The organism is Thalassotalea sp. HSM 43 (assembly GCF_004752005.1).
In the GTDB taxonomy this organism is placed as follows: Bacteria; Pseudomonadota; Gammaproteobacteria; order Enterobacterales; family Alteromonadaceae; genus Thalassotalea_A.
The window spans coordinates 1163507-1181336 of record NZ_CP038493.1 but is presented as its reverse complement, the minus strand read 5'-3'; the positions used below and the strand labels follow the sequence as shown (position 1 = coordinate 1181336).

Genomic DNA, 17830 nt, shown 5'->3' with positions numbered 1-17830 from the left:
TCAGAGCATGTTAACAAAAATGAAGTGGATCAAATCGACATCGGCCGCGGTGCTAACCCTGATGGCTGGTTCTATCTTTGCCAGCGCCAACGCTGAAGAAGTTAATATTTACTCCTATCGTCAATCGTTTCTAATTGAACCTATTTTAAGCAAGTTTACCGAACAAACGGGCATCAAAACCAATGTTGTGTTTGCCAAAAAAGGTTTGGTTGAGAAATTGAAAAAAGAAGGCCAATACAGTCCAGCTGATGTATTGCTTAGCTCTGACTTTTCTCGTCTTATGGAAATGACATCAGCAGGCTTAAGCCAACCGGTTAACAGCGATGTATTAAATAAAAATATTCCAAGCCAGTTTCGTGATGTTGATCAACATTGGTATGCATTAACCAAACGCGTACGTAATGTCTATGCCTCGAAAGAGCGTATGGGTGAACTTACCGGTATCAGCTATGAAGCTCTAGCCGCACCTGAGTACAAAGGCAAAATCTGTATGCGTAGCTCTAAGCACCCATATAATATTGCCCTTATTGCCTCAATGATTGCACATCATGGTGAAGCACAAACGAAAACTTGGTTAGAAGGTTTAAAAGCTAACTTAGCACGCAAGCCACAAGGTAATGACCGTGCGCAAGTTCGTGCTGTGAAAGAAGGTGAATGTGATTTAGCTCTGGGTAATAGCTATTACTTTGGTGTTATGCAGTCTATTCCAGAACAAAAAGTGTGGGCCGATGCGGTCAATATCTTGTTCCCTAATCAAGACGATCGTGGTGCTCACGTAAATGTCAGTGGTATCGCCATGACCAAATACGCTCCGAATAAAGACGCTGCAGTTAAATTGATGGAATTCCTGTCATCTGAAGTTGCTCAACAATCTTATGCGTCAGTGAATATGGAATACCCAGTAAATCCGCAGGTAAAACCATCTGAGATTGTTGCCAGTTGGGGCGAGTTTAAAGAAGACACTATCGCATTGTCAGAGATCTCTAAACATCGCAAAACGGCAATTAAATTATTGGATCAATTGAAGTTTGATCTTTAAAAGTACGACAAGGCGCAAAGATTAGAGGTATAATTGCGCCTTTAATTTTTACGATGAACAGAGTTTATTTTGCTCACTCCTAAATGGTACTCACCGTGGTCGGTGGCTAGTTATACAACAGCGGCAATTCTGGTTTTGCCGTTGCTGGCATTGATAGCTCAGTCATTACTACCTGATACCGAAGTCTTCTCTCATCTGTTTGATACCGTATTGCTTGATTATGTCATCAATACGGTTTCTTTGATCTTGCTGGTCATCGTTTTTTGTTTGTTGATTGGTGTACCATTGGCGTTTTTACTCGCCAATTATTCTTTTACTGGTTCCCAGTTTTTCAATTGGGGTCTGTTGTTGCCATTGGCAATGCCTTCGTATGTGATGGCGTATATATATACTGATTGGTTAGAGTATGCCGGTCCGGTACAACGTTTTTTACGTGACGTATTTGCATGGCAAACAAAGCAAGATTATTGGTTTTTTGAAATACGATCGTTATTTGGCGCCGCTGTGGTGTTGTCGTTTGTGCTATTTCCTTATGTGTATTTAATCGTTAAAACAGCGTTTAAGGAGCAGTCGCAATCATTAACTCAAGCCGCGACCATGCTAGGTAAATCGCCAATAACGGTATTTTGGCAAGTGTCTTTACCTCTTGCCAGACCGGCAATAGCCATTGCTGCATCACTGGTGGCGATGGAAACCTTGGCTGACTTTGCGGCGGTCAGCTATTTTGCGGTTAATACCTTGACCACTGCGGTATACGATACCTGGCTAAGTTACGGCAGTTTAACCGCCGCAAGTAAAATATCGGTATTGATGCTGCTGATGGTGTTTTTGTTTATTTCCCTAGAGCGCTTTAGCCGCAATAAACAACGCAGCTATCAAACCTCAAAACAAGCGCAAAATAAACGCTTAACAGGTTATCGAAACTGGTTAGCTTTTTCCGTTTGTATGCTGGTACTGGTATTGGCATTTTTATTACCGGTTATATACCTCGCCAAAATGGCATTTACCTACAAAGAGCAGGCGCTGAATAGCGATTTCTTTCAGTTTGGCTTTAATAGCTTGAGCTTATCTTTGATTGTTGCCTTTATTTGCGTGGTATTGGCGTTGGTGGTGGTGATTGGCAAACGATTTAATCAACGTTTAGCAGGTGTAATGCCAATGCGTTTTGCCAGCAGTGGCTATGCCATGCCGGGTACCGTATTAGCCATAGCGGTATTGATACCGCTGACCTTAATGGATCACTCACTTAACGACTATTTGGTGTCGCTTGGACAAAAGCCGATAGGGCTCATTTTTACCGGTACCATTTTTGCGATAATTTTTGCTTACGTGATTCGTTTTATCGCCGTTGCTATTGGCTCGGTAGAATCAAGTTATGAACGCATGCCGCCGAGTCTTGATCAGGCCTCATTTACCTTGGGGCGAAATCGTTATATCACCATGGTGAAAGTACACTTTCCATTATTAAAACGTGGTGCGTTTACCGCGGCGTTGTTGGTATTTATTGAGTCAATGAAAGAATTACCGGCAGCCTTATTGTTAAGACCGTTTAATTACGATACCTTGGCAACGTATGTCTTTCAGTATGTCTCTGATGAGCAACTGGAATTAGCCTCGATGGCGGCCATTTCAATCGTTATTGCCGGATTATTGCCAATTATATTGCTCAATCGCAGCATGGAACGCTATCAACATTAAAGAGTAACGCTTTACCTATTATGAGTTTATTGACCGTTAATCAGTTAAGTTGCCATTATCATAAAACCTCGGTTTTAGAAGACTTATCGATCGAATTAAAGCAAGGCGAAATCTTGTGTTTACTTGGCCCGAGTGGTTGCGGCAAAACCACCCTGCTTAAAGCGGTTGCTGGATTGATTGAAACCGAGCAGGGGTCAATAACCTTAAATGAGCAAACCTTACTCGATCACGAAAATGATATTAATATCAGTGCCGACAAACGTGGTTTAGGGATGATTTTCCAAGACTATGCATTGTTTCCGCATTTGTCAGTCAAAGACAATATTTGTTTTGGTATCAGCGAGTTAGATAAAAAAGAGCAGCAGCGCATAATCAAAGAACTGCTGACTTTGGTTGACCTTGAAGGACTTGAACAACGTTACCCACATCAATTGTCCGGTGGTCAGCAACAGAGGGTCGCGATTGCCAGAGCCTTGGCGCGTAAGCCGAAAGTGTTATTGCTCGATGAGCCGTTCTCAAATATTGATTCTCAGCTACGAATGCCGCTTATCAAAGACATTCGTGAGATATTAAAACGCAGCGGCATTGCCGCCATATTCGTAACCCATGCGAAAGACGAAGCGTTTGCCTTAGCCGATACCATGGCCTTGTTAAATGAAGGTCGTATTATGCAAAAAGGCCAACCGCAACACTTGTATCGAAATCCGCAAAATCGATTCGTCGCAGACTTTCTCGGTCAAGGCACGGCTTTGTCTGGTACCTATCTTGGCAATGGTACGGTGCGCTGTATTCTTGGTGATGTTGCTATTGATCAACAGCAATTTGATCGTTTAGGCGTGTCATTGAATGACAAGCAGGCGGTTGAAGTGTTTATTCGTCCGCATCAATTTGATATCACTATGGCAGATGATGAGCAGCCTGATTGCGCTGAAATATTGCAACTGCAATTTCATGACGATGGCTTTCGAGCTCAGGCATTGTTAGCGCAAAACTTGCTTGATGTTTGGATTCCAGGCCACCTACCGGTATCGGTAGGTAGCAAGGTTCAGGTGAGATTGACGCCACAACCTGTGGTGATGTTTAAAGCCAGTTAAGCTGACTCGCGTCGCTTTAAAAGCTGGCGGTTACCTCGTACGAGGTGAATTTTCGAATGTTAATTACGCCGCTATCGAAATATAAATACTGACCTTTAATACCCATTAAAGTGCCACTCACTTCTGGGTTCTTATCAAAGTTAAATGATGAAATCTTGGTTGGGTATTCCAGCACAGGAAAATCAATTTCGACCATCTCTTCATCTAATAAAGTTACTGCATCTTCACCAAACTCCAACTTGATACCGGCAAGCTTTTCTTCGATTTGCGGAATCAATAGTTTGGCTCGCTCTTGCAAATCGATAGGATCGGCTTTGCCTTTAAGCATATTACGCCAATTGGTTTTGTCGCTGATAAATTCGGCAAGGGCTATTTCAACGAGGCCAGACTGTAAGCGAGTGTTCACTTTGAAAATTGGCAACGCCTGATTAGCCCCTTGATCTATCCAACGTGTTGGTATTTGCGTATGTCGGGTAATACCGACTTTGATGGCGGTGGTATTGGCCAAGTATACGTAATGCGGCACCATGCAATGTTGTTCTGCCCATTCTGGTTCACGACAAGTACCTTGGGCGAAGTGACAGGTTTCAGGTTTCATGATGCACATGTCACACTTGGCTAGTTTGATCATGCAGGGATAACAAAAACCTTGCGAGTAACTTTTCTTGGTTTTTTTGCCACATTCCTGACAATTGATATTGCCGGTAAATGTCAGTGATAAATGTTTGCCAATCAGCTCATTCATATCAATCGATTGTTCACCAACGGGCAGTTGATAATGGGCTAGACCGTCTTCGAGTTTGCTGGTCATCTTACGTAAGTGACCGGTTAGGCTATTTGTCATAATCGTTGTGTTTATTTAGCTTAAATTCGTATTTTGCCACGATTAGATTTTATCTGACCGCGTTGGGTTTTTTTATCCATGCGCTTGCGCTGTGAGGATTTGCTCGGCTTAGTCGCTTTACGCACTTTCGTTACTATGGTGACAGGGGTGATCATTTCCCGCAAGCGTTCTATCGCATCTTGGCGATTTTTTTCCTGAGTGCGGTGGCTTTGGGCCTTAATGATTATCACCCCATCTTTGTTAATGCGACTGTCTTTTAAGGCAAGGATTTTTTCTTTGTAATAGTCGCTGATGCTAGCGTTTTTGACATCAAAACGCAAATGGATCGCAGACGATACTTTATTGACGTTTTGACCACCGGCGCCTTGCGCTCTTATCGCCTGTAATTCGATTTCTTCTTCTTTAATAATCAGTCGAGGGGTTATTCGGATATCTGCCATAAATTACCATTGCTGTTATGCGAGTGATTGCATATAAACACTAATGATATTAACCTGCCTGAGTGTGCAATCCCAGAAAAACATCAACTTATGAATCAACCTTGGTACGTCTATATACTCAAATGTGCTGATGATAGCTTATATGCTGGCATCACTACCGATCTCGAGCGCCGAGTAAAAGAGCATAACCAAGGTGGTAAGCTTGGCGCTAAATACACTCGAGTGCGTTTGCCAGTTAGCGTGGTTTATCATGAAACCTGTCAATGTCGTTCTAGCGCCAGTAAAAGAGAGGCGGCGATAAAAAAATTAACGCGTAAACAAAAATTAGCGTTGATCGGCTAAACTGGTCTTATATGTTGATAAGTTCATGAATTGTGCGGCGAAGATTGGTAAACTAGCGCCCGCGTAAATCTCAAGACAAGGTAAGTTAAGTCAAAAATGTTTATAGAGCAATTTTATAGTGAACAAAATCAGAAAGTTAGTTTTACTCGTCAACAAGCGAGCGATTTTGCCAAACAAGTAGCTGATGATTTCAATCCAATTCACAACCTAGATGCCAAGCGTTTTTGCGTACCAGGCGACTTATTGTTTGCAATTATTTTGCATAAGTCAGGCTTAAGCCAGCACATGCATTTTGATTTTTGTGGCATGGTTACCGATGGTATCGAACTGACATTCCCACAACAACACGTTGATGCCGCTAAAGTGGTAGACGACAATGGTAAGGAATACCTCAGCGTGAGCGCTAACGGTGATTATAGCTCGTGTGAAACCTTGATTGAGTCATTAATCCGCTCTTATGTTGGCTTTTCAGGTCACACCTTCCCTGAGATATTAAACGACCTGATGAAGCGTAACAATGTGATGATCAACCCAACACGGCCAATGATCATGTATGAGAGCATGGAAATAAACCTAAAACGCGTTGATATGAAAGAGATTTCATTGCGATTTGACGCCGAGCAAACGGTTCTTAATGTTGATGGTAAGCGTGGTCAGGCTAAGTTGAAGTTTGACTTGCTTAGTGGTGATGAAGTCGTTGGCGACGGTGTTAAATACATGGTATTAAGCGGTTTACGTGAATATGACCAAGCTGTTATCGACCAAATCTGTGAAGATTATCAGCAAATGAAAGCCGACTATAAAGTCGCTCAAGTTTAGACACACAACAAAGCGAATTTAACTCCGCTTTATTGAATACGTCTGAAGCAAATCATTTAGATAAAGCCCGCCTAGTATTATCGCGGGCTTTTCTATGCTCGCATTTTACGATTACGCCAGTGGTATCTGCCCGCTTTGATCATATCATCCGTTTTATTGGCGGCTTTTCTGCTATAACGTTGATATTTTCTTAAATACACTTTCGCCACTGGGAACTGGGCGCTTAATAGCACAAGCCCTAATGGGATAAATAAAATTGCCGGACCAGGCAGGACGATAAATAGAATACCGATAAACAAACATATTGCACCTAGCACTGTTTTGGCATGCAATTTAAGCGTTTCCATGATTCTCTCCACTTGAATATTTAATCATAATCATTATTGCTTAATACGAAGCAATGGCCGTGCCATAAAATTAATACCTTTAAAAACAGTTGTTTATCGTTTTGCCTGGGCTTTTTAGAGCATGGCTTTAGTGAATTTAACTAAGATTTAGTCATACTGTTCACTTTTTTCTTCCATTGTTTTAACTGTTTGTTATCAAGTTTGTTGTTGATACATAGCCACCAAACACGCTTAATTTGTTTTTCTTGGTATTTCAGTCGTTCGCCTTCTTTAGGGCCGTAGCCATAGCGCAATTTACTGCGCACTTTATCGAGTTTATTGTCAAAGTATTGGCATTGTTGTTTACTAAACGCATAGCTGTTTGCTGAAAATAATAACATTGAGAGGGGCAGTAGTAGGGCGCGAATAAACGCCAATCGTAGAGTATGTTTCATGTGACATTCCTTGTCTTAGTGAGTGATACAATACCAAGATTAGACCAACATTGGTTTATTGCCAGTTGTTGACTAAACTGAGGTTGGGCTAATAGAAAAAGGACTTTCTATGTTTCACATAACCTCATTAAACTTCAATAAAATCAAAACTAAACTCAAAATATCACTAACCTTGATAGGCCGCGCTTTGGTGATCAATGTGATCTTTTATGGTGCGCTGATTGTGGCCAATATCGCATCCGCAAAGCCAGCTGACATGCAACCTGCGATGCAACATGGCAAAGCGTATCAAGGTGATGTGCAACTGAGTGAATACTTAGTCAGCGAAAAGCTTGATGGGGTTAGGGCGCGTTTTGATGGCCGACAATTGCTCAGTCGTAATGGCGTGGTATTTAAGGTTCCAGAGTGGTTTTTACAAGGCTGGCCTGAGCAGGCACTTGATGGCGAACTGTGGATAGACAGAAATCAGTTTTCAAAAACATTAAGCGTAGTGTCCAAAGAGCAGCCACATGATGGTTGGCAAAGCGTGCGCTTTATGGTGTTCGACATGCCAGACAGCATTAAGCCATTTGTTGATCGTGTGGTTGATATGAATCACATCGTTGATGCCAGTAACAGTCGCTATTTAGCGGTCATTGAACAACAAAACATCGACTCTGCAGCGGCGTTGCAAACTCTATTGGAGCTGGTAATCGCCAAGGGTGGTGAAGGCTTAATGCTACATAAAAAACAGGCATTGTATCAACCGGGTCGCAATGCCAATGTGTTAAAAGTTAAACGCTTTGCCGATGATGAGGCGGTTGTTGTGGCTCATCATGCCGGCAAGGGCAAGTTTGCCAATATGATGGGATCGATAACGGTGCGCAACAGACAGGGCCAAGAGTTTAAAATTGGCACTGGATTTAATCGTCAAGAGCGGGTGAATCCGCCAGCAATTGGCAGTACAATTACCTATCGTTATTGGGGCAAGACCGTTACTGGTTTGCCTCGATTTGCTTCCTATTGGCGGCCCAGAGCACTGATCAATCTTGCCCCACAGCCATGATAGTTATTTTTCGCTTTGCTATTGCTGGCTGTGTGATACAGTACAGCTTGAATTGCATTTTGAGGTAAAAAAATGGCACTAGAGCTTTGGTTATCACTGGTATTAGTTTGTATGTTAGGGGCATTATCCCCTGGCCCATCATTGGCGTTAGTGGTGAGAAATACCATGTTAGGTGGTCAACGTGCTGGCTTAGCAACCGCCATTGCGCATGGCATCGGTGTCGGCTTATATGCAGCCATCGCTGTTACTGGCATTGGCTTAGTCATTGTTAACTCGCCAACGTTATTTTCAGTGATTCAATACTTGGGGGCAGGCTTTTTGTTGTATATGGCTTACCAAGCATTAACCAGTAAAGGTGCACAAGTAAACCTCGACACGCCAGAGCAACAAGCAAGCGTCCACGGTTGGCGCGATGGTTTCTTAATTGCTTTTTTAAACCCCAAACTGGCGATTTTCTTTATCGCGATTTTTAGTCCTTTTGTTGACGTCAACGCAACCACCACACAGTTAACGATTATGGTGCTGACCGTCGGTATCATTGACACCGTTTGGTACTGTATTGTCGCCTGGGGTTTATCTCGTGGGCCGGTATTAAATAAGCTAAGAGCGAAAAGCCAGTTACTGGATCGAATCACGGGCGTGGTGTTAATTGCCTTAGCATTACGGGTCGCTATTTAGAGTCGGCTTGTGTGTCTGATATTAAGCTAACCTATGATGGATAGCGGAATAACAATACTTTTAAGCCTTTACCCGCTTGAGCTTCTTTGAATACTTGAGGTGGCTCAACACGACCAATAAATTGACATTGTGGGCAATGCTCAGCGATCATCTCGAAGATAAAATCTTCGCCTAAGTCTGGTGAATTTAGGCAAAGCATTAGCTCAGCGCCTGGATTCATTAACTCAGGTAAGCGTTTGATGATTTTTGGATAATCTCGTTTTACGTCAATGCTGCCTTTTTGAAATGACGGCGGATCGGCAATCAACAAATCATATGGGCCATGCTTTTTTAATCGTGCCCAAGACTTAAAGATATCAACCCCTTCAAATTTTACTTTGCTTAGTTGGTGATCATTCAAGCGGTGATTATCACGGCCTTTGGCGAGAGCTGCTTTAGCGATGTCTATATTGACCGCTTGTTTGCCGCCACCGGCGATACTGGCGACTGAAAAGGCGCAAGTATAGGCAAACAGATTAAGCACATTGCGGTCTTGGCTATTTTCCATTACCCATTGTCGGCCATTACGCATATCCAAAAATAAGCCAAAATTTTGGTTTTGGCTGAAATTGAGATGATATTTTAGACCATGTTCTATGGCATTAAGTTGTTCAATTTCATCTCCTAGCAGCTGCTCAAACGGTGCCCTTGGACGACAGCGGTATTGTACTTTGACAGAGCGACACCCTTGGATACTTGTCATCAGTCCGTGGGCATTCTCGTCAAGCCATTGTGCTGATTCTTCTTGGTATAAGGTGATTAACGCCAGCGGTGGGAAATAATCAACACTGACATGCTCAAGGCCAGGATAAGCATGACCACGGCCATGAAACAAACGTTGGCATTCAATGCCGTCAATAGTGTCGAAATCGATATGTTCGAGCATAGCTAACAACTAATAGAGGAAATAATATAGCGACTATTTTAACGGAAAAACCCGGCCGAAGCCGGGTTTTTTATATTCGTTGAGCGATTAGCCAAATACGTTATAGCCGAAATATATTTTCGCTACGGTATTGATCAGGATAAGCGCCAAAATAACCGGTATAAATGTACCTAATGAGAAGTCGACATATTTGGCTAAAAAGCTTTTGCCAAAGCTATCGTTACCTTCACTTAGCTCGGCATTCAAATTATGTTTCTTCCAGCGGTAGGTAACAAACAAACAGATGAGCAAGCCGTTTAGTGGCAAAATCGTATCGTAGAACATGTCATAAATGACATCGAACAACGACTTGTCTGCGCCACCGTAGGCGACAAACTTGGTTAGGAAAGGTACCAAGCCAAAGCTCAATGTCGCCAAAATCGCTAACACAGAGCCACTGATGAATACCGTTCTTAAGGCTTTTTTACGGCTATGTTTCTTCTCATCAATAAAGTACGACACGGGTACTTCAATGATCGAAACCAATGAGGTTAATGCGGCAAAAAATACCAGCAAGAAGAAAATAGAGGCGATAACGCTGGCGAAGAAAAAGCCAATACTGGTTTGTAAGGCAAGGAAGATCTTCGGTAGAAATACAAAAATCATCGATACCGAGCTGTCACTAAGTTCGTCAGGATTAATGTTTGGATTAAAACTGAATATCGCTGGTAGCACCATTAGACCGGCGATGAAGGCAACACTGGTATCGGTTATTGCAACCAATTTTGCCGAACCTTCAATATCGGTTTTCTTCGATATATATGAGCCGTAAGTAACCAAGATACCCATACCCAATGACAGTGAGAAGAATGCTTGTGACATGGCGCCACTGATCACTGCAGGGGTAATTTTGTCAATGTCTGGAATCAAGTAAAACTTCAGGCCGCTTACCGCATTATCTAAAGTTAATACAAAAATAACCAATAGTATCAACATGATAAATAGTGATGGCATCATGATTTTGGCGGCGCGTTCAATACCGTCTTTAACACCAAAGTTAAGAATTCCGGCAATTAACGCACCAACAACCACCATAGATGAAAATAAATAATATGGGTTATTAATGATTTCGCCAAAGCCTTGGCCACTGGCGAGGTAGTCGAGTTGACCGGTGACGGTCATGACTAAATAGATAAAAATCCAAATGGTAAGTACGGTGTAAAAGACCGCAATCATAAACGGCGTAATAATACCAAGCAGACCGGCAATACCCCATTTAGAGTTTTCACCTGCTAGCGCTTTGTATGCACCAACTGGGTTTTTTGCCGCTTTGCGTCCGACAGCCATTTCCGCCATCATCACCGGTAAACAAATCGCTAAAACGAAGATAGCGTACATAAGTAAAAATGCACCACCACCATTTTTTGCGGCGTTTACTGGAAAGCCAACGATATTACCAATACCAACAGCAGAACCTGCTGCTGCTAAAATAAATCCGAGTTTCGAACTAAACTCTTCGCGAGGAGCGCCCATAATAATTCCTGACGTATCAATGTATATTTATTATATAGGCCATTGTTATACCAATAACAGGCCGATTGTTATCTGATTGATGCTATCAAGTATTGATGTAAAAGTCTGTATCAAATTAAAGCAAAAGATATTATCGTTTGCTCAAGCTGTAAACATACCCTTAGCTAGCACAAATAACTAGCACAAATAACTAGCACAAATAACTAGTACAAAGAGCTGGCTATGCTGAGGTCGCTATTCAAGCTTTTCAAAGAATAATGTAACGTTGGCGACATTGAGGCCAAATTTGAAGATTTTAGCGGTATTTATCATGTGGTTTTCATCAATCAGTACCATGGTATCGTCAAAGCTAACTTCATAGTCTTCGCCATCTACCGTTAAAATCATATCGTATTGCCAGATTAATACCGCACCATGTTGTTGACCGGTGGCGGTACCGAGAATATCATCGGCCTCGCCTTGATAGTTATTGGCATCAAGTTTCTTCAAACGCCACTGGCGGAATTGTTTTTCACCGTCGTTGTAGACAAAGTATTCATCGAGAACGCCGCTATCGCCTTGCCAAGACGCGTCGATATCAACCACAAAACGACGGGTTATTTCATCGTTAAAGCCGGTAACCAAGCCATAGCCTCTGATTTTTCCGTCAAAAAATGTTTCGAGTGTAAATACCGGGGTGGTATCTTGATACTCGCTGACATCGGTAGAGCAGCTAGTGAGCCACAGTAGTGATGACATTATCAGTAGGCGTATGGTATTCATCCTTAATCCTTTTGCGCGTTTTGGCCGGTCAATTTGGCCATTAATTTAGGTCGTGTACTTTTATCGGATAGCCAAATAGCGAGAAATTGGTTTAGTTGCACGCTTGGTTCGAAGCGATAAATCAAATTTTCATTATGCAATAAATAACCCACATCGTTATCGTCAAGCACCATGGTCAGTGAGTCATTTTCTTGCAAGTCTGGAAAGACTTGTTTTAGTTGTCTCAACCAGGTGTTGTTATCGGCGTGTTCAAATTGCATTTCTTGCCACTGGTTACCTGTTTCTTCAGCAAGGTCTGCACCATCTATATCAATATAATAGGTTAAATGTAATTTTAACGGACCTTTTATGCCTTTGAAGTTGCCATCAGGTGTGTATAGCCGAGCTTGATACACATCCCAAAACAGTACTTCGAGTTTGGCCTTGCCAACTTGACGCCAGCTATGTTGTTCCAGCGCTGAAATGGTGAATGTTAGAACCAGTAGGGTGACAGCGACAAGCGCTATGCCAATATTTCTGAGTTGCATTGCAACCTCCTTAGCAGGGCTTGATACAGTGGTAACACTGCCGCCCAAAAAAGCAGAAATAACACAGTCAATGGCAGCATATTCCAAGAGATGCTAACCGCACCTAGTTTGGCGGCGGCCCAGTAGCTTGATGGACCACTAATTACGCCCAACAAAGCCAGCTGCCAAAGAGTGTATGTCTTGTAGTAAAAGAAAATGGCGCAGTAATATGAAAATGCCGCCCACAAAGTTATCAACACATAGGCAGGCAATACTTGATTATCGAATGTGATAAAGCCGGTTTGTACCAGTAGGGTGTCGACCAATAGACCCAGCGCAAAGGCTAGGCCAACGAAGATTGGTTGGGGCCGGCTTGGTTGCGGGTAGTAAGCCCAAGCAACAACCATAGCGAACCCCAGTAAAGGTTGTTTCGCCAATACGGCAGTCAGCCATATTGCATTGAAAACCAGTGAGTTGAGTATCAGAGCCATAGTCAGGTGCCATACGATAACTTTGAATATGTAGGGTTATACGCAATAACCGCCTTTTTGGATGACTATCGGCTGATTTAATTCGTTTTTTTTAACAATGTGACTAGCAGCGCGTTAAGGTCTAATTATTTACCGCGCATAGACTCTGAAAGGTTTGCTTAGCAGCACGGATTGCCGTGCTATTTTAGAGATGTGTTAGTGATATACTGTCGAGGATTATTATCGGCGTTTTTTGCGTTATGCTGCTGCGTGATGTCGCTGCGGTATGTTGTTGAGATAGGTGCTCGCAAGTTAAGCAGGCCATTAAATTCATTAACTGGCTTGTAAGTAACGCTGGTAAAGAATTTGCACCCGTTGAACATAGACCATGGTCTCAGGGTAGGGTGGAATACCTTTATATTTCGCTACTGCTGTCTCTCCGGCGTTATAAGCGGCAGCTACTAAATGGATTTGGCCATTAAATTTATTAAATAGATGGGCAAGCAGCTTTGTTCCACCGGCTATGTTTTGTTCGGCATTAAAGCTGTTTTTAACACCCATTGATGCAGCCGTTTTAGGCATTAACTGCATTAAACCAATTGCCCCAGCTTTGGATACCGCATCGGCTTGAAAGTGAGATTCGGCATGCATGATGGCGCGGATCAACGCTTCCTGTACTTTATGTTGCTGTGCATTCTTCGCCACTTGTTGGGCATAGGCTTTTTGATTAAGCGGTGTGGTATGCCAATCGACGCGAGAGCCAGGCTTACAGGCGTAACAACCATTATCAATGACTTGAAAGTCACCATGGCTAGGCTGAGTGTCGGAAAAGCTAGGTATGCCATTGCTTTGATACTTATATACGCGCGGATGATTATCAGCTGCCTGCAGTGAGGCAATACAGAATAAATAGCTACTTAGCATGAATATACGCTTGGTTAGTATCGGCAAGGTCAGTCTTATTATTGTTAGAAACTTTATTACAGGTTACACCCTTAGGGTGAGTAAATAAAGGCTCATCTGTATGCTTGTAAAAGCACTTGCAAAAGCACTTGCACAAGAGCTTATTGCGGCAGTTCGTTATCCCGCTTTTTTTCGAAGTCAGCAATGACGATGCGCAACGCTTTAATTGCCACATCAGACTCGATTTTATTTTCTTCGAGCAGTTGGATCAGATCGATAGCTAGCTTGATTTCATCAGGGGCTGTTTCTAATGACATTATTGCACCTCCTCATTGATGATTTTAGTCAATATTTGTTGCCATGATTCAACCGGATGCGCGCCACTGATCAAATACTGACCGTTAATAATAAATGCGGGAACCGCTTGAATGTTTTGTTGGTGAAACTGTTGTTGCAGGCTGCGAATATCATCAAGGTAACGATCTTCATGCAATACGGCCTCACACTCGGTCAATGGCAGGCTAACTTGCTGGCATATGGTCATCAGTACCTGATGATCCGATATGTCGAGACGCTGACTGAAATAGGCGTCAAACAGTGCCATTTTTAATGCATGCTGTAAGCCATGAGCTTTGGCGTGATGCAATAATTGATGCGCGGCTAAGGTATTAACAATGCGCATATCGTCGCTAAAATTAAATTCTATATCGAGTTCAGCGCCGACTTGACGCAAGTTTTCACGGGCGTTTTGTGACTCTTCAACACTGATTTGGTATTTCCCGATCAAATGCTCACGCAGGTTTTGTCCATCGCTAGGCATATCGGGATTCAGTTCAAATGGGTACCAGTTAATTTGGTATTCGACTTGCTCGAATTGTTTTAACGCCTGCTCGAGACGTTTAAAGCCGACAATACACCAAGGGCAAACAACATCGGAGACAATATCAAACGACAATGTTTTCAACATAATATGAGATTCACAAAGGACAATATTAATAAATATGGCGGTTTGCTGCTGACAAAACAAGGGCTATCACTGCCGATAGTGGTTTTTAGGTCTAAACTAAAAAGCAAACGACATTTATTGGTTTAATAAGGAGTTATTATGCAAGAAGTTATTTTAGCCACCATCGCCGGCTTTTCTGTTGGGATCTTATTTTCATTCCTTAAGCTACCTATTCCTGCGCCTCCAGTATTACCGGGTGTTATGGGCATTGTAGGTGTTTATCTAGGTGGTTTATCTTATATTTGGATCGTTGAACGATTTTTCAGTAATTAACGTATTTATCGCAACAGTTGCTAAGCACTTTTCTTTTGGCCGCTGCCTGACTTCTTGCGGAAGCGGCGTTTAGGTTTAAAGGCCTTTTTTGGTAAACCTGAAAAATCCTGCTTTTGACCGGCTTGAATAAAGTCGTTAATGGTCAGCAATAATGGTTGCATAAATTGTTGGTAACCCATTTGCTTTTCACAGATGGCATTTAAGCTAGACTCCCATTTGGCGGTTAAGTCTGGTTTTGTTGCGGGTTCTGGCAGGGCATTGATTAGTGCTTTTCCTACCAAGGTTGCTTTTATTTGTTTGCCGTTGCGTTCTAGATAGCCACGTTTAAATAACAATTCAATAATTCCTGCTCGGGTCGCCTCGGTACCTAAGCCATCATTCTCTTTTAATATTTGTTTAATGTCTTTATCGGCAACAAAACGGGCAATATTGGTCATCGCTTCGAGTAAGGTGGCATCAGTAAAACTGGACGGTGGTTGAGTATGCTTTTCTAATAAATCACCATTTTTGCAGTGCAGTCGCTGACCTTTTTGATACTGGTTAAAGTCAACGTTTTGCAATGGTTCGCTGTCATCGGCACTCGTTGTTCGTTTGCTTTGATACATTTGCTTCCAGCCCAGTTGTTGCTCATGTTTTGCTTTGGCAACAAATCGACCTCCAGCAATGTCTAGCGTCAATTGCGACTTGTTAAACACATAATTGGCAAGGAACTGGGCAATGTATTGCCGACAGATCAAGCTATAAACCTTTTCTTCAACGTCGGATAGTGTGATATTTTTTGCTGATTTTAACGTTGGCACTATGGCGTGATGGGCACTCACTTTACTGTCATTGAAGGCTCTACTTTTTTGTTTGCTATCCGCTTGCTCAGCAAACGACTTGTATCGGCCATTATCGCTAGCTAAGTTGGCTAATATTTTAGCGGCATCCGCGTGATGCTCTTTTGGTAAATAGCGGCAATCTGAACGAGGGTAAGTAATCAATTTATGTCGCTCGTACAGACTCTGACAGGTATCGAGTACGGTTTGTGCTTTAAGGGAAAATATCTTCGCTGCATCAATTTGCAAGCTTGATAAATTATAAAGCAATGGCGCGGCTTGCTTGTGCTGCTTGTCGCTAATATCGGTAATTTGTGCCGGTTGATTGGCTATGCGCTGCACTACGTTTTCAGCAAGCTTACGCACCAGTACATGACCTTGTTCGTCCATGTAAGGCTGACATGCCTCACTTGGTTGCCAGCGTGCCTTAAAAGTGGTGCCTTGGTCATCTGCGACGATGGCATCGACTTGAAAATAAGGCTTAGAGACAAACTCATCGATTGCTTGGTCGCGCATCACCACTAAGCCTAATACCGGTGTTTGTACTCTACCGACCGATAATACTGAGTTGTATCCGCTTTTTTGACCGGCCAAAGTATAGGCTCTCGTTAAGTTAATGCCATAAAGCCAGTCTGCACGGGAACGAGCCAGAGCAGAGATCGATAATGGCATAAACTCGGTATTTCGCTTTAATTGAGACAGTGCCCGTTTTACTGCGCTAAGGTTTAAATCGCTGATTAATAGTCGTTGGCAGTCGGATTTCTTTCGTTCACCGATGTTTAGATAGTCGAGCACTTCATCAACCAGTAGCTGACCTTCTCGGTCTGGATCGCCGGCATGGATAATTTGCGGGCATTGTTTTACCAACTTTCTTAATACCGCTAGTTGCGAACGCGTTTTATATTTTGGTGTTAATTGCCATTGCTCTGGCACGATAGGCAAATGTTCAAATTGCCATTTTTTAAACGCAGGATCGTATTTTTCTGGTTGCGCTTGTTCAAGGATATGGCCGATACACCAACTGACCAAATCGCCATTACCGACCTGGTAGTAACCATCGAGCTTTTTATGAGGTTTAGGCAAAGCGGCAACAATCGCGCGAGCCAAACTCGGTTTTTCAGCAATATAAAGTTTCACAAAACCATATTTATTAGTTAGGACTGTATAAAAATACAGTTTAATGTCGTTGATGTAAAGTGAATAAATGAGGCAAAGTGGTTGCTGGATTGGTTAAAAATAAAAACCATAGGCCAGACCATAAATATCCGCACCTTGATTATCACTTGCTAAATTGGCATTAGAATAATGCTGCCAAAATAACGTCAATTGATGGTCTTGTTGATACAGCAGGTTTAATTGGACTTTATCTTCAAACATCCATCGCGAGCCAAGTTTGGCATAGCCCCAATTATCATCATTTTGATAGCTAACACCGATGCCAAAGCCAAACTGCAGTAACCATCGATCGTCAAACTGGTACAAGGGTAATTTTATTACTGGGGTTACTGATAAGCCATAGATATCGTCATACCATTGGTCAGCAAAGCTGCCGTAACGTTTACTGTTGTCGCGCCATTGATTAACTGAGGCTTCTAAATCAACAGTTAATGAAAAGTCATTGCTGATATCAAAGATGCGCGGTTCTATCCAAGTAATTTGATAAGCATCGTTGTCATCGTGACTGGCGTATCTTGGCGGTGACGTGCCAACAGACAGCATCAAGCCGCTCGCCAATGCTAAGCTAGAATGAAAAATAAATAGAACGATCAATAAAATGCGTTTAAATATCATAACTAACTAAAGTGTATACACATTTTCAATAATTATGAGGTTTTTGTGAGGGCTTTTTACGATTGCAATAGTGGCAAAAACGCC

22 protein-coding genes are annotated in these 17830 nt (G+C 42.4%); 8 read left to right on the top strand and 14 right to left on the bottom strand.

All coding sequences use genetic code 11. The features are described 5' to 3' along the window. Positions 1–19 precede the first annotated feature (19 nt). The 3 genes from E2K93_RS04930 to E2K93_RS04920 all read left to right on the top strand — a co-directional run bounded on the left by E2K93_RS04930 (position 20) and on the right by E2K93_RS04920 (position 3831). The gene (locus E2K93_RS04930) at positions 20–1039 is read left to right on the top strand and encodes a Fe(3+) ABC transporter substrate-binding protein (RefSeq protein WP_135440408.1); all 1020 of its coding nucleotides are present in this window, start codon (positions 20–22) and stop codon (positions 1037–1039) included. A 102-nt stretch (positions 1040–1141) separates the two neighbouring features. Further along, positions 1142–2737, top strand: a complete 1596-nt coding sequence (locus tag E2K93_RS04925; RefSeq protein WP_228445507.1) for an ABC transporter permease — start codon at positions 1142–1144, stop codon at positions 2735–2737. 20 nt (positions 2738–2757) lie between these two features. Next, positions 2758–3831, top strand: a complete 1074-nt coding sequence (locus E2K93_RS04920) for an ABC transporter ATP-binding protein (RefSeq protein WP_135438026.1) — start codon at positions 2758–2760, stop codon at positions 3829–3831. Between the two features lie 16 nt (positions 3832–3847). Here the strand turns inward: E2K93_RS04920 and E2K93_RS04915 are convergent, their stop codons facing one another. Beyond that, entirely contained in the window at positions 3848–4675 is an 828-nt protein-coding gene (locus E2K93_RS04915; RefSeq protein WP_135438025.1) for a DUF2797 domain-containing protein, read from the bottom strand. A 20-nt stretch (positions 4676–4695) separates the two neighbouring features. Next, complete coding sequence (gene arfB, locus E2K93_RS04910; protein WP_135438024.1) at positions 4696–5115, bottom strand: alternative ribosome rescue aminoacyl-tRNA hydrolase ArfB; 420 nt, start codon at positions 5113–5115, stop codon at positions 4696–4698. Between the two features lie 90 nt (positions 5116–5205). Between arfB and E2K93_RS04905 the strand changes: the two genes are divergently transcribed. Beyond that, positions 5206–5457, top strand: a complete 252-nt coding sequence (locus tag E2K93_RS04905) for a GIY-YIG nuclease family protein (protein ID WP_135440407.1) — start codon at positions 5206–5208, stop codon at positions 5455–5457. A 96-nt stretch (positions 5458–5553) separates the two neighbouring features. Beyond that, complete coding sequence (locus tag E2K93_RS04900) at positions 5554–6276, top strand: DUF3581 family protein (protein ID WP_135438023.1); 723 nt, start codon at positions 5554–5556, stop codon at positions 6274–6276. 92 nt (positions 6277–6368) lie between these two features. Here the strand turns inward: E2K93_RS04900 and E2K93_RS04895 are convergent, their stop codons facing one another. Both E2K93_RS04895 and E2K93_RS04890 read right to left on the bottom strand, forming a co-directional pair. Further along, positions 6369–6623 (bottom strand): PGPGW domain-containing protein, encoded by a 255-nt coding sequence (locus tag E2K93_RS04895; RefSeq protein WP_135438022.1) that lies wholly within the window; start codon positions 6621–6623, stop codon positions 6369–6371. A 140-nt stretch (positions 6624–6763) separates the two neighbouring features. Then, positions 6764–7057 carry a hypothetical protein gene (locus E2K93_RS04890; RefSeq protein ID WP_135438021.1) on the bottom strand — a complete coding sequence of 98 codons (294 nt, stop codon included), beginning with the start codon at positions 7055–7057 and terminating at the stop codon, positions 6764–6766. Between the two features lie 109 nt (positions 7058–7166). Here E2K93_RS04890 and E2K93_RS04885 point away from each other — a divergent pair, with 109 nt between their 5' ends. Then, a complete protein-coding gene (locus E2K93_RS04885; protein WP_135438020.1) occupies positions 7167–8102 on the top strand; it encodes a DNA ligase in 936 nt (311 codons plus the stop codon). Positions 8103–8174: 72 nt separating this feature from the next. Next, positions 8175–8780 (top strand): LysE family translocator, encoded by a 606-nt coding sequence (locus E2K93_RS04880; protein WP_135438019.1) that lies wholly within the window; start codon positions 8175–8177, stop codon positions 8778–8780. Positions 8781–8811: 31 nt separating this feature from the next. Here E2K93_RS04880 and E2K93_RS04875 read toward each other — a convergent pair whose 3' ends face one another. The 8 genes from E2K93_RS04875 to E2K93_RS04840 form a co-directional block, all read right to left on the bottom strand. Further along, positions 8812–9705: a class I SAM-dependent methyltransferase gene (locus tag E2K93_RS04875; RefSeq protein WP_135438018.1), complete on the bottom strand. Its 894-nt coding sequence runs from the start codon at positions 9703–9705 to the stop codon at positions 8812–8814. Positions 9706–9792: 87 nt separating this feature from the next. Beyond that, positions 9793–11217, bottom strand: coding sequence for a sodium-dependent transporter (locus tag E2K93_RS04870; protein WP_135438017.1), 1425 nt, complete (start codon positions 11215–11217; stop codon positions 9793–9795). A gap of 234 nt (positions 11218–11451) precedes the next feature. Further along, positions 11452–11979: a DUF3833 domain-containing protein gene (locus E2K93_RS04865; protein WP_135438016.1), complete on the bottom strand. Its 528-nt coding sequence runs from the start codon at positions 11977–11979 to the stop codon at positions 11452–11454. A gap of 2 nt (positions 11980–11981) precedes the next feature. Further along, positions 11982–12506 (bottom strand): hypothetical protein, encoded by a 525-nt coding sequence (locus E2K93_RS04860; RefSeq protein WP_135438015.1) that lies wholly within the window; start codon positions 12504–12506, stop codon positions 11982–11984. Further along, the gene (locus tag E2K93_RS04855; RefSeq protein WP_135438014.1) at positions 12482–12976 is read right to left on the bottom strand and encodes a DUF2878 domain-containing protein; all 495 of its coding nucleotides are present in this window, start codon (positions 12974–12976) and stop codon (positions 12482–12484) included. The genes E2K93_RS04860 and E2K93_RS04855 overlap by 25 nt, the downstream gene beginning before the upstream one ends. Before the next feature lie 312 nt (positions 12977–13288). Beyond that, positions 13289–13879: a lytic transglycosylase domain-containing protein gene (locus E2K93_RS04850; protein WP_135438013.1), complete on the bottom strand. Its 591-nt coding sequence runs from the start codon at positions 13877–13879 to the stop codon at positions 13289–13291. A gap of 140 nt (positions 13880–14019) precedes the next feature. After that, on the bottom strand, positions 14020–14175 hold the full coding sequence (locus tag E2K93_RS04845; RefSeq protein ID WP_135438012.1) for a DUF2496 domain-containing protein: 156 nt from the start codon (positions 14173–14175) through the stop codon (positions 14020–14022). After that, the gene (locus E2K93_RS04840; protein WP_135438011.1) at positions 14175–14825 is read right to left on the bottom strand and encodes a DsbA family oxidoreductase; all 651 of its coding nucleotides are present in this window, start codon (positions 14823–14825) and stop codon (positions 14175–14177) included. Before E2K93_RS04840 ends, E2K93_RS04845 begins: the two co-directional genes overlap by 1 nt. Positions 14826–14963: 138 nt before the next feature. On the opposite strand from E2K93_RS04840, the gene E2K93_RS04835 reads away from it, so the two are divergent. After that, positions 14964–15137 (top strand): XapX domain-containing protein, encoded by a 174-nt coding sequence (locus tag E2K93_RS04835; protein WP_135438010.1) that lies wholly within the window; start codon positions 14964–14966, stop codon positions 15135–15137. Between the two features lie 20 nt (positions 15138–15157). Here the strand turns inward: E2K93_RS04835 and E2K93_RS04830 are convergent, their stop codons facing one another. Together E2K93_RS04830 and E2K93_RS04825 are read right to left on the bottom strand one after the other, a co-directional pair. Next, positions 15158–17092, bottom strand: a complete 1935-nt coding sequence (locus tag E2K93_RS04830) for a DNA topoisomerase III (RefSeq protein WP_135438009.1) — start codon at positions 17090–17092, stop codon at positions 15158–15160. A gap of 93 nt (positions 17093–17185) precedes the next feature. Next, on the bottom strand, positions 17186–17746 hold the full coding sequence (locus E2K93_RS04825; protein ID WP_135438008.1) for an acyloxyacyl hydrolase: 561 nt from the start codon (positions 17744–17746) through the stop codon (positions 17186–17188). Positions 17747–17830: the final 84 nt, after the last annotated feature.

Coding starts and splice junctions, on each gene's coding strand:
- E2K93_RS04835 (WP_135438010.1), top strand. CDS start 14,964: ATGCAAGAAGTTATTTTAGCCACCATCGCCGGCTTTTCTGTTGGGATC.
- E2K93_RS04865 (WP_135438016.1), bottom strand. CDS start 11,979: ATGAATACCATACGCCTACTGATAATGTCATCACTACTGTGGCTCACT.
- E2K93_RS04870 (WP_135438017.1), bottom strand. CDS start 11,217: ATGGGCGCTCCTCGCGAAGAGTTTAGTTCGAAACTCGGATTTATTTTA.
- E2K93_RS04855 (WP_135438014.1), bottom strand. CDS start 12,976: ATGGCTCTGATACTCAACTCACTGGTTTTCAATGCAATATGGCTGACT.
- E2K93_RS04920 (WP_135438026.1), top strand. CDS start 2,758: ATGAGTTTATTGACCGTTAATCAGTTAAGTTGCCATTATCATAAAACC.
- E2K93_RS04845 (WP_135438012.1), bottom strand. CDS start 14,175: ATGTCATTAGAAACAGCCCCTGATGAAATCAAGCTAGCTATCGATCTG.
- E2K93_RS04885 (WP_135438020.1), top strand. CDS start 7,167: ATGTTTCACATAACCTCATTAAACTTCAATAAAATCAAAACTAAACTC.
- E2K93_RS04900 (WP_135438023.1), top strand. CDS start 5,554: ATGTTTATAGAGCAATTTTATAGTGAACAAAATCAGAAAGTTAGTTTT.
- E2K93_RS04840 (WP_135438011.1), bottom strand. CDS start 14,825: ATGTTGAAAACATTGTCGTTTGATATTGTCTCCGATGTTGTTTGCCCT.
- E2K93_RS04875 (WP_135438018.1), bottom strand. CDS start 9,705: ATGCTCGAACATATCGATTTCGACACTATTGACGGCATTGAATGCCAA.
- E2K93_RS04880 (WP_135438019.1), top strand. CDS start 8,175: ATGGCACTAGAGCTTTGGTTATCACTGGTATTAGTTTGTATGTTAGGG.
- E2K93_RS04825 (WP_135438008.1), bottom strand. CDS start 17,746: ATGATATTTAAACGCATTTTATTGATCGTTCTATTTATTTTTCATTCT.
- E2K93_RS04915 (WP_135438025.1), bottom strand. CDS start 4,675: ATGACAAATAGCCTAACCGGTCACTTACGTAAGATGACCAGCAAACTC.
- E2K93_RS04905 (WP_135440407.1), top strand. CDS start 5,206: ATGAATCAACCTTGGTACGTCTATATACTCAAATGTGCTGATGATAGC.
- arfB (WP_135438024.1), bottom strand. CDS start 5,115: ATGGCAGATATCCGAATAACCCCTCGACTGATTATTAAAGAAGAAGAA.
- E2K93_RS04890 (WP_135438021.1), bottom strand. CDS start 7,057: ATGAAACATACTCTACGATTGGCGTTTATTCGCGCCCTACTACTGCCC.
- E2K93_RS04850 (WP_135438013.1), bottom strand. CDS start 13,879: ATGCTAAGTAGCTATTTATTCTGTATTGCCTCACTGCAGGCAGCTGAT.
- E2K93_RS04930 (WP_135440408.1), top strand. CDS start 20: ATGAAGTGGATCAAATCGACATCGGCCGCGGTGCTAACCCTGATGGCT.
- E2K93_RS04860 (WP_135438015.1), bottom strand. CDS start 12,506: ATGCAACTCAGAAATATTGGCATAGCGCTTGTCGCTGTCACCCTACTG.
- E2K93_RS04895 (WP_135438022.1), bottom strand. CDS start 6,623: ATGGAAACGCTTAAATTGCATGCCAAAACAGTGCTAGGTGCAATATGT.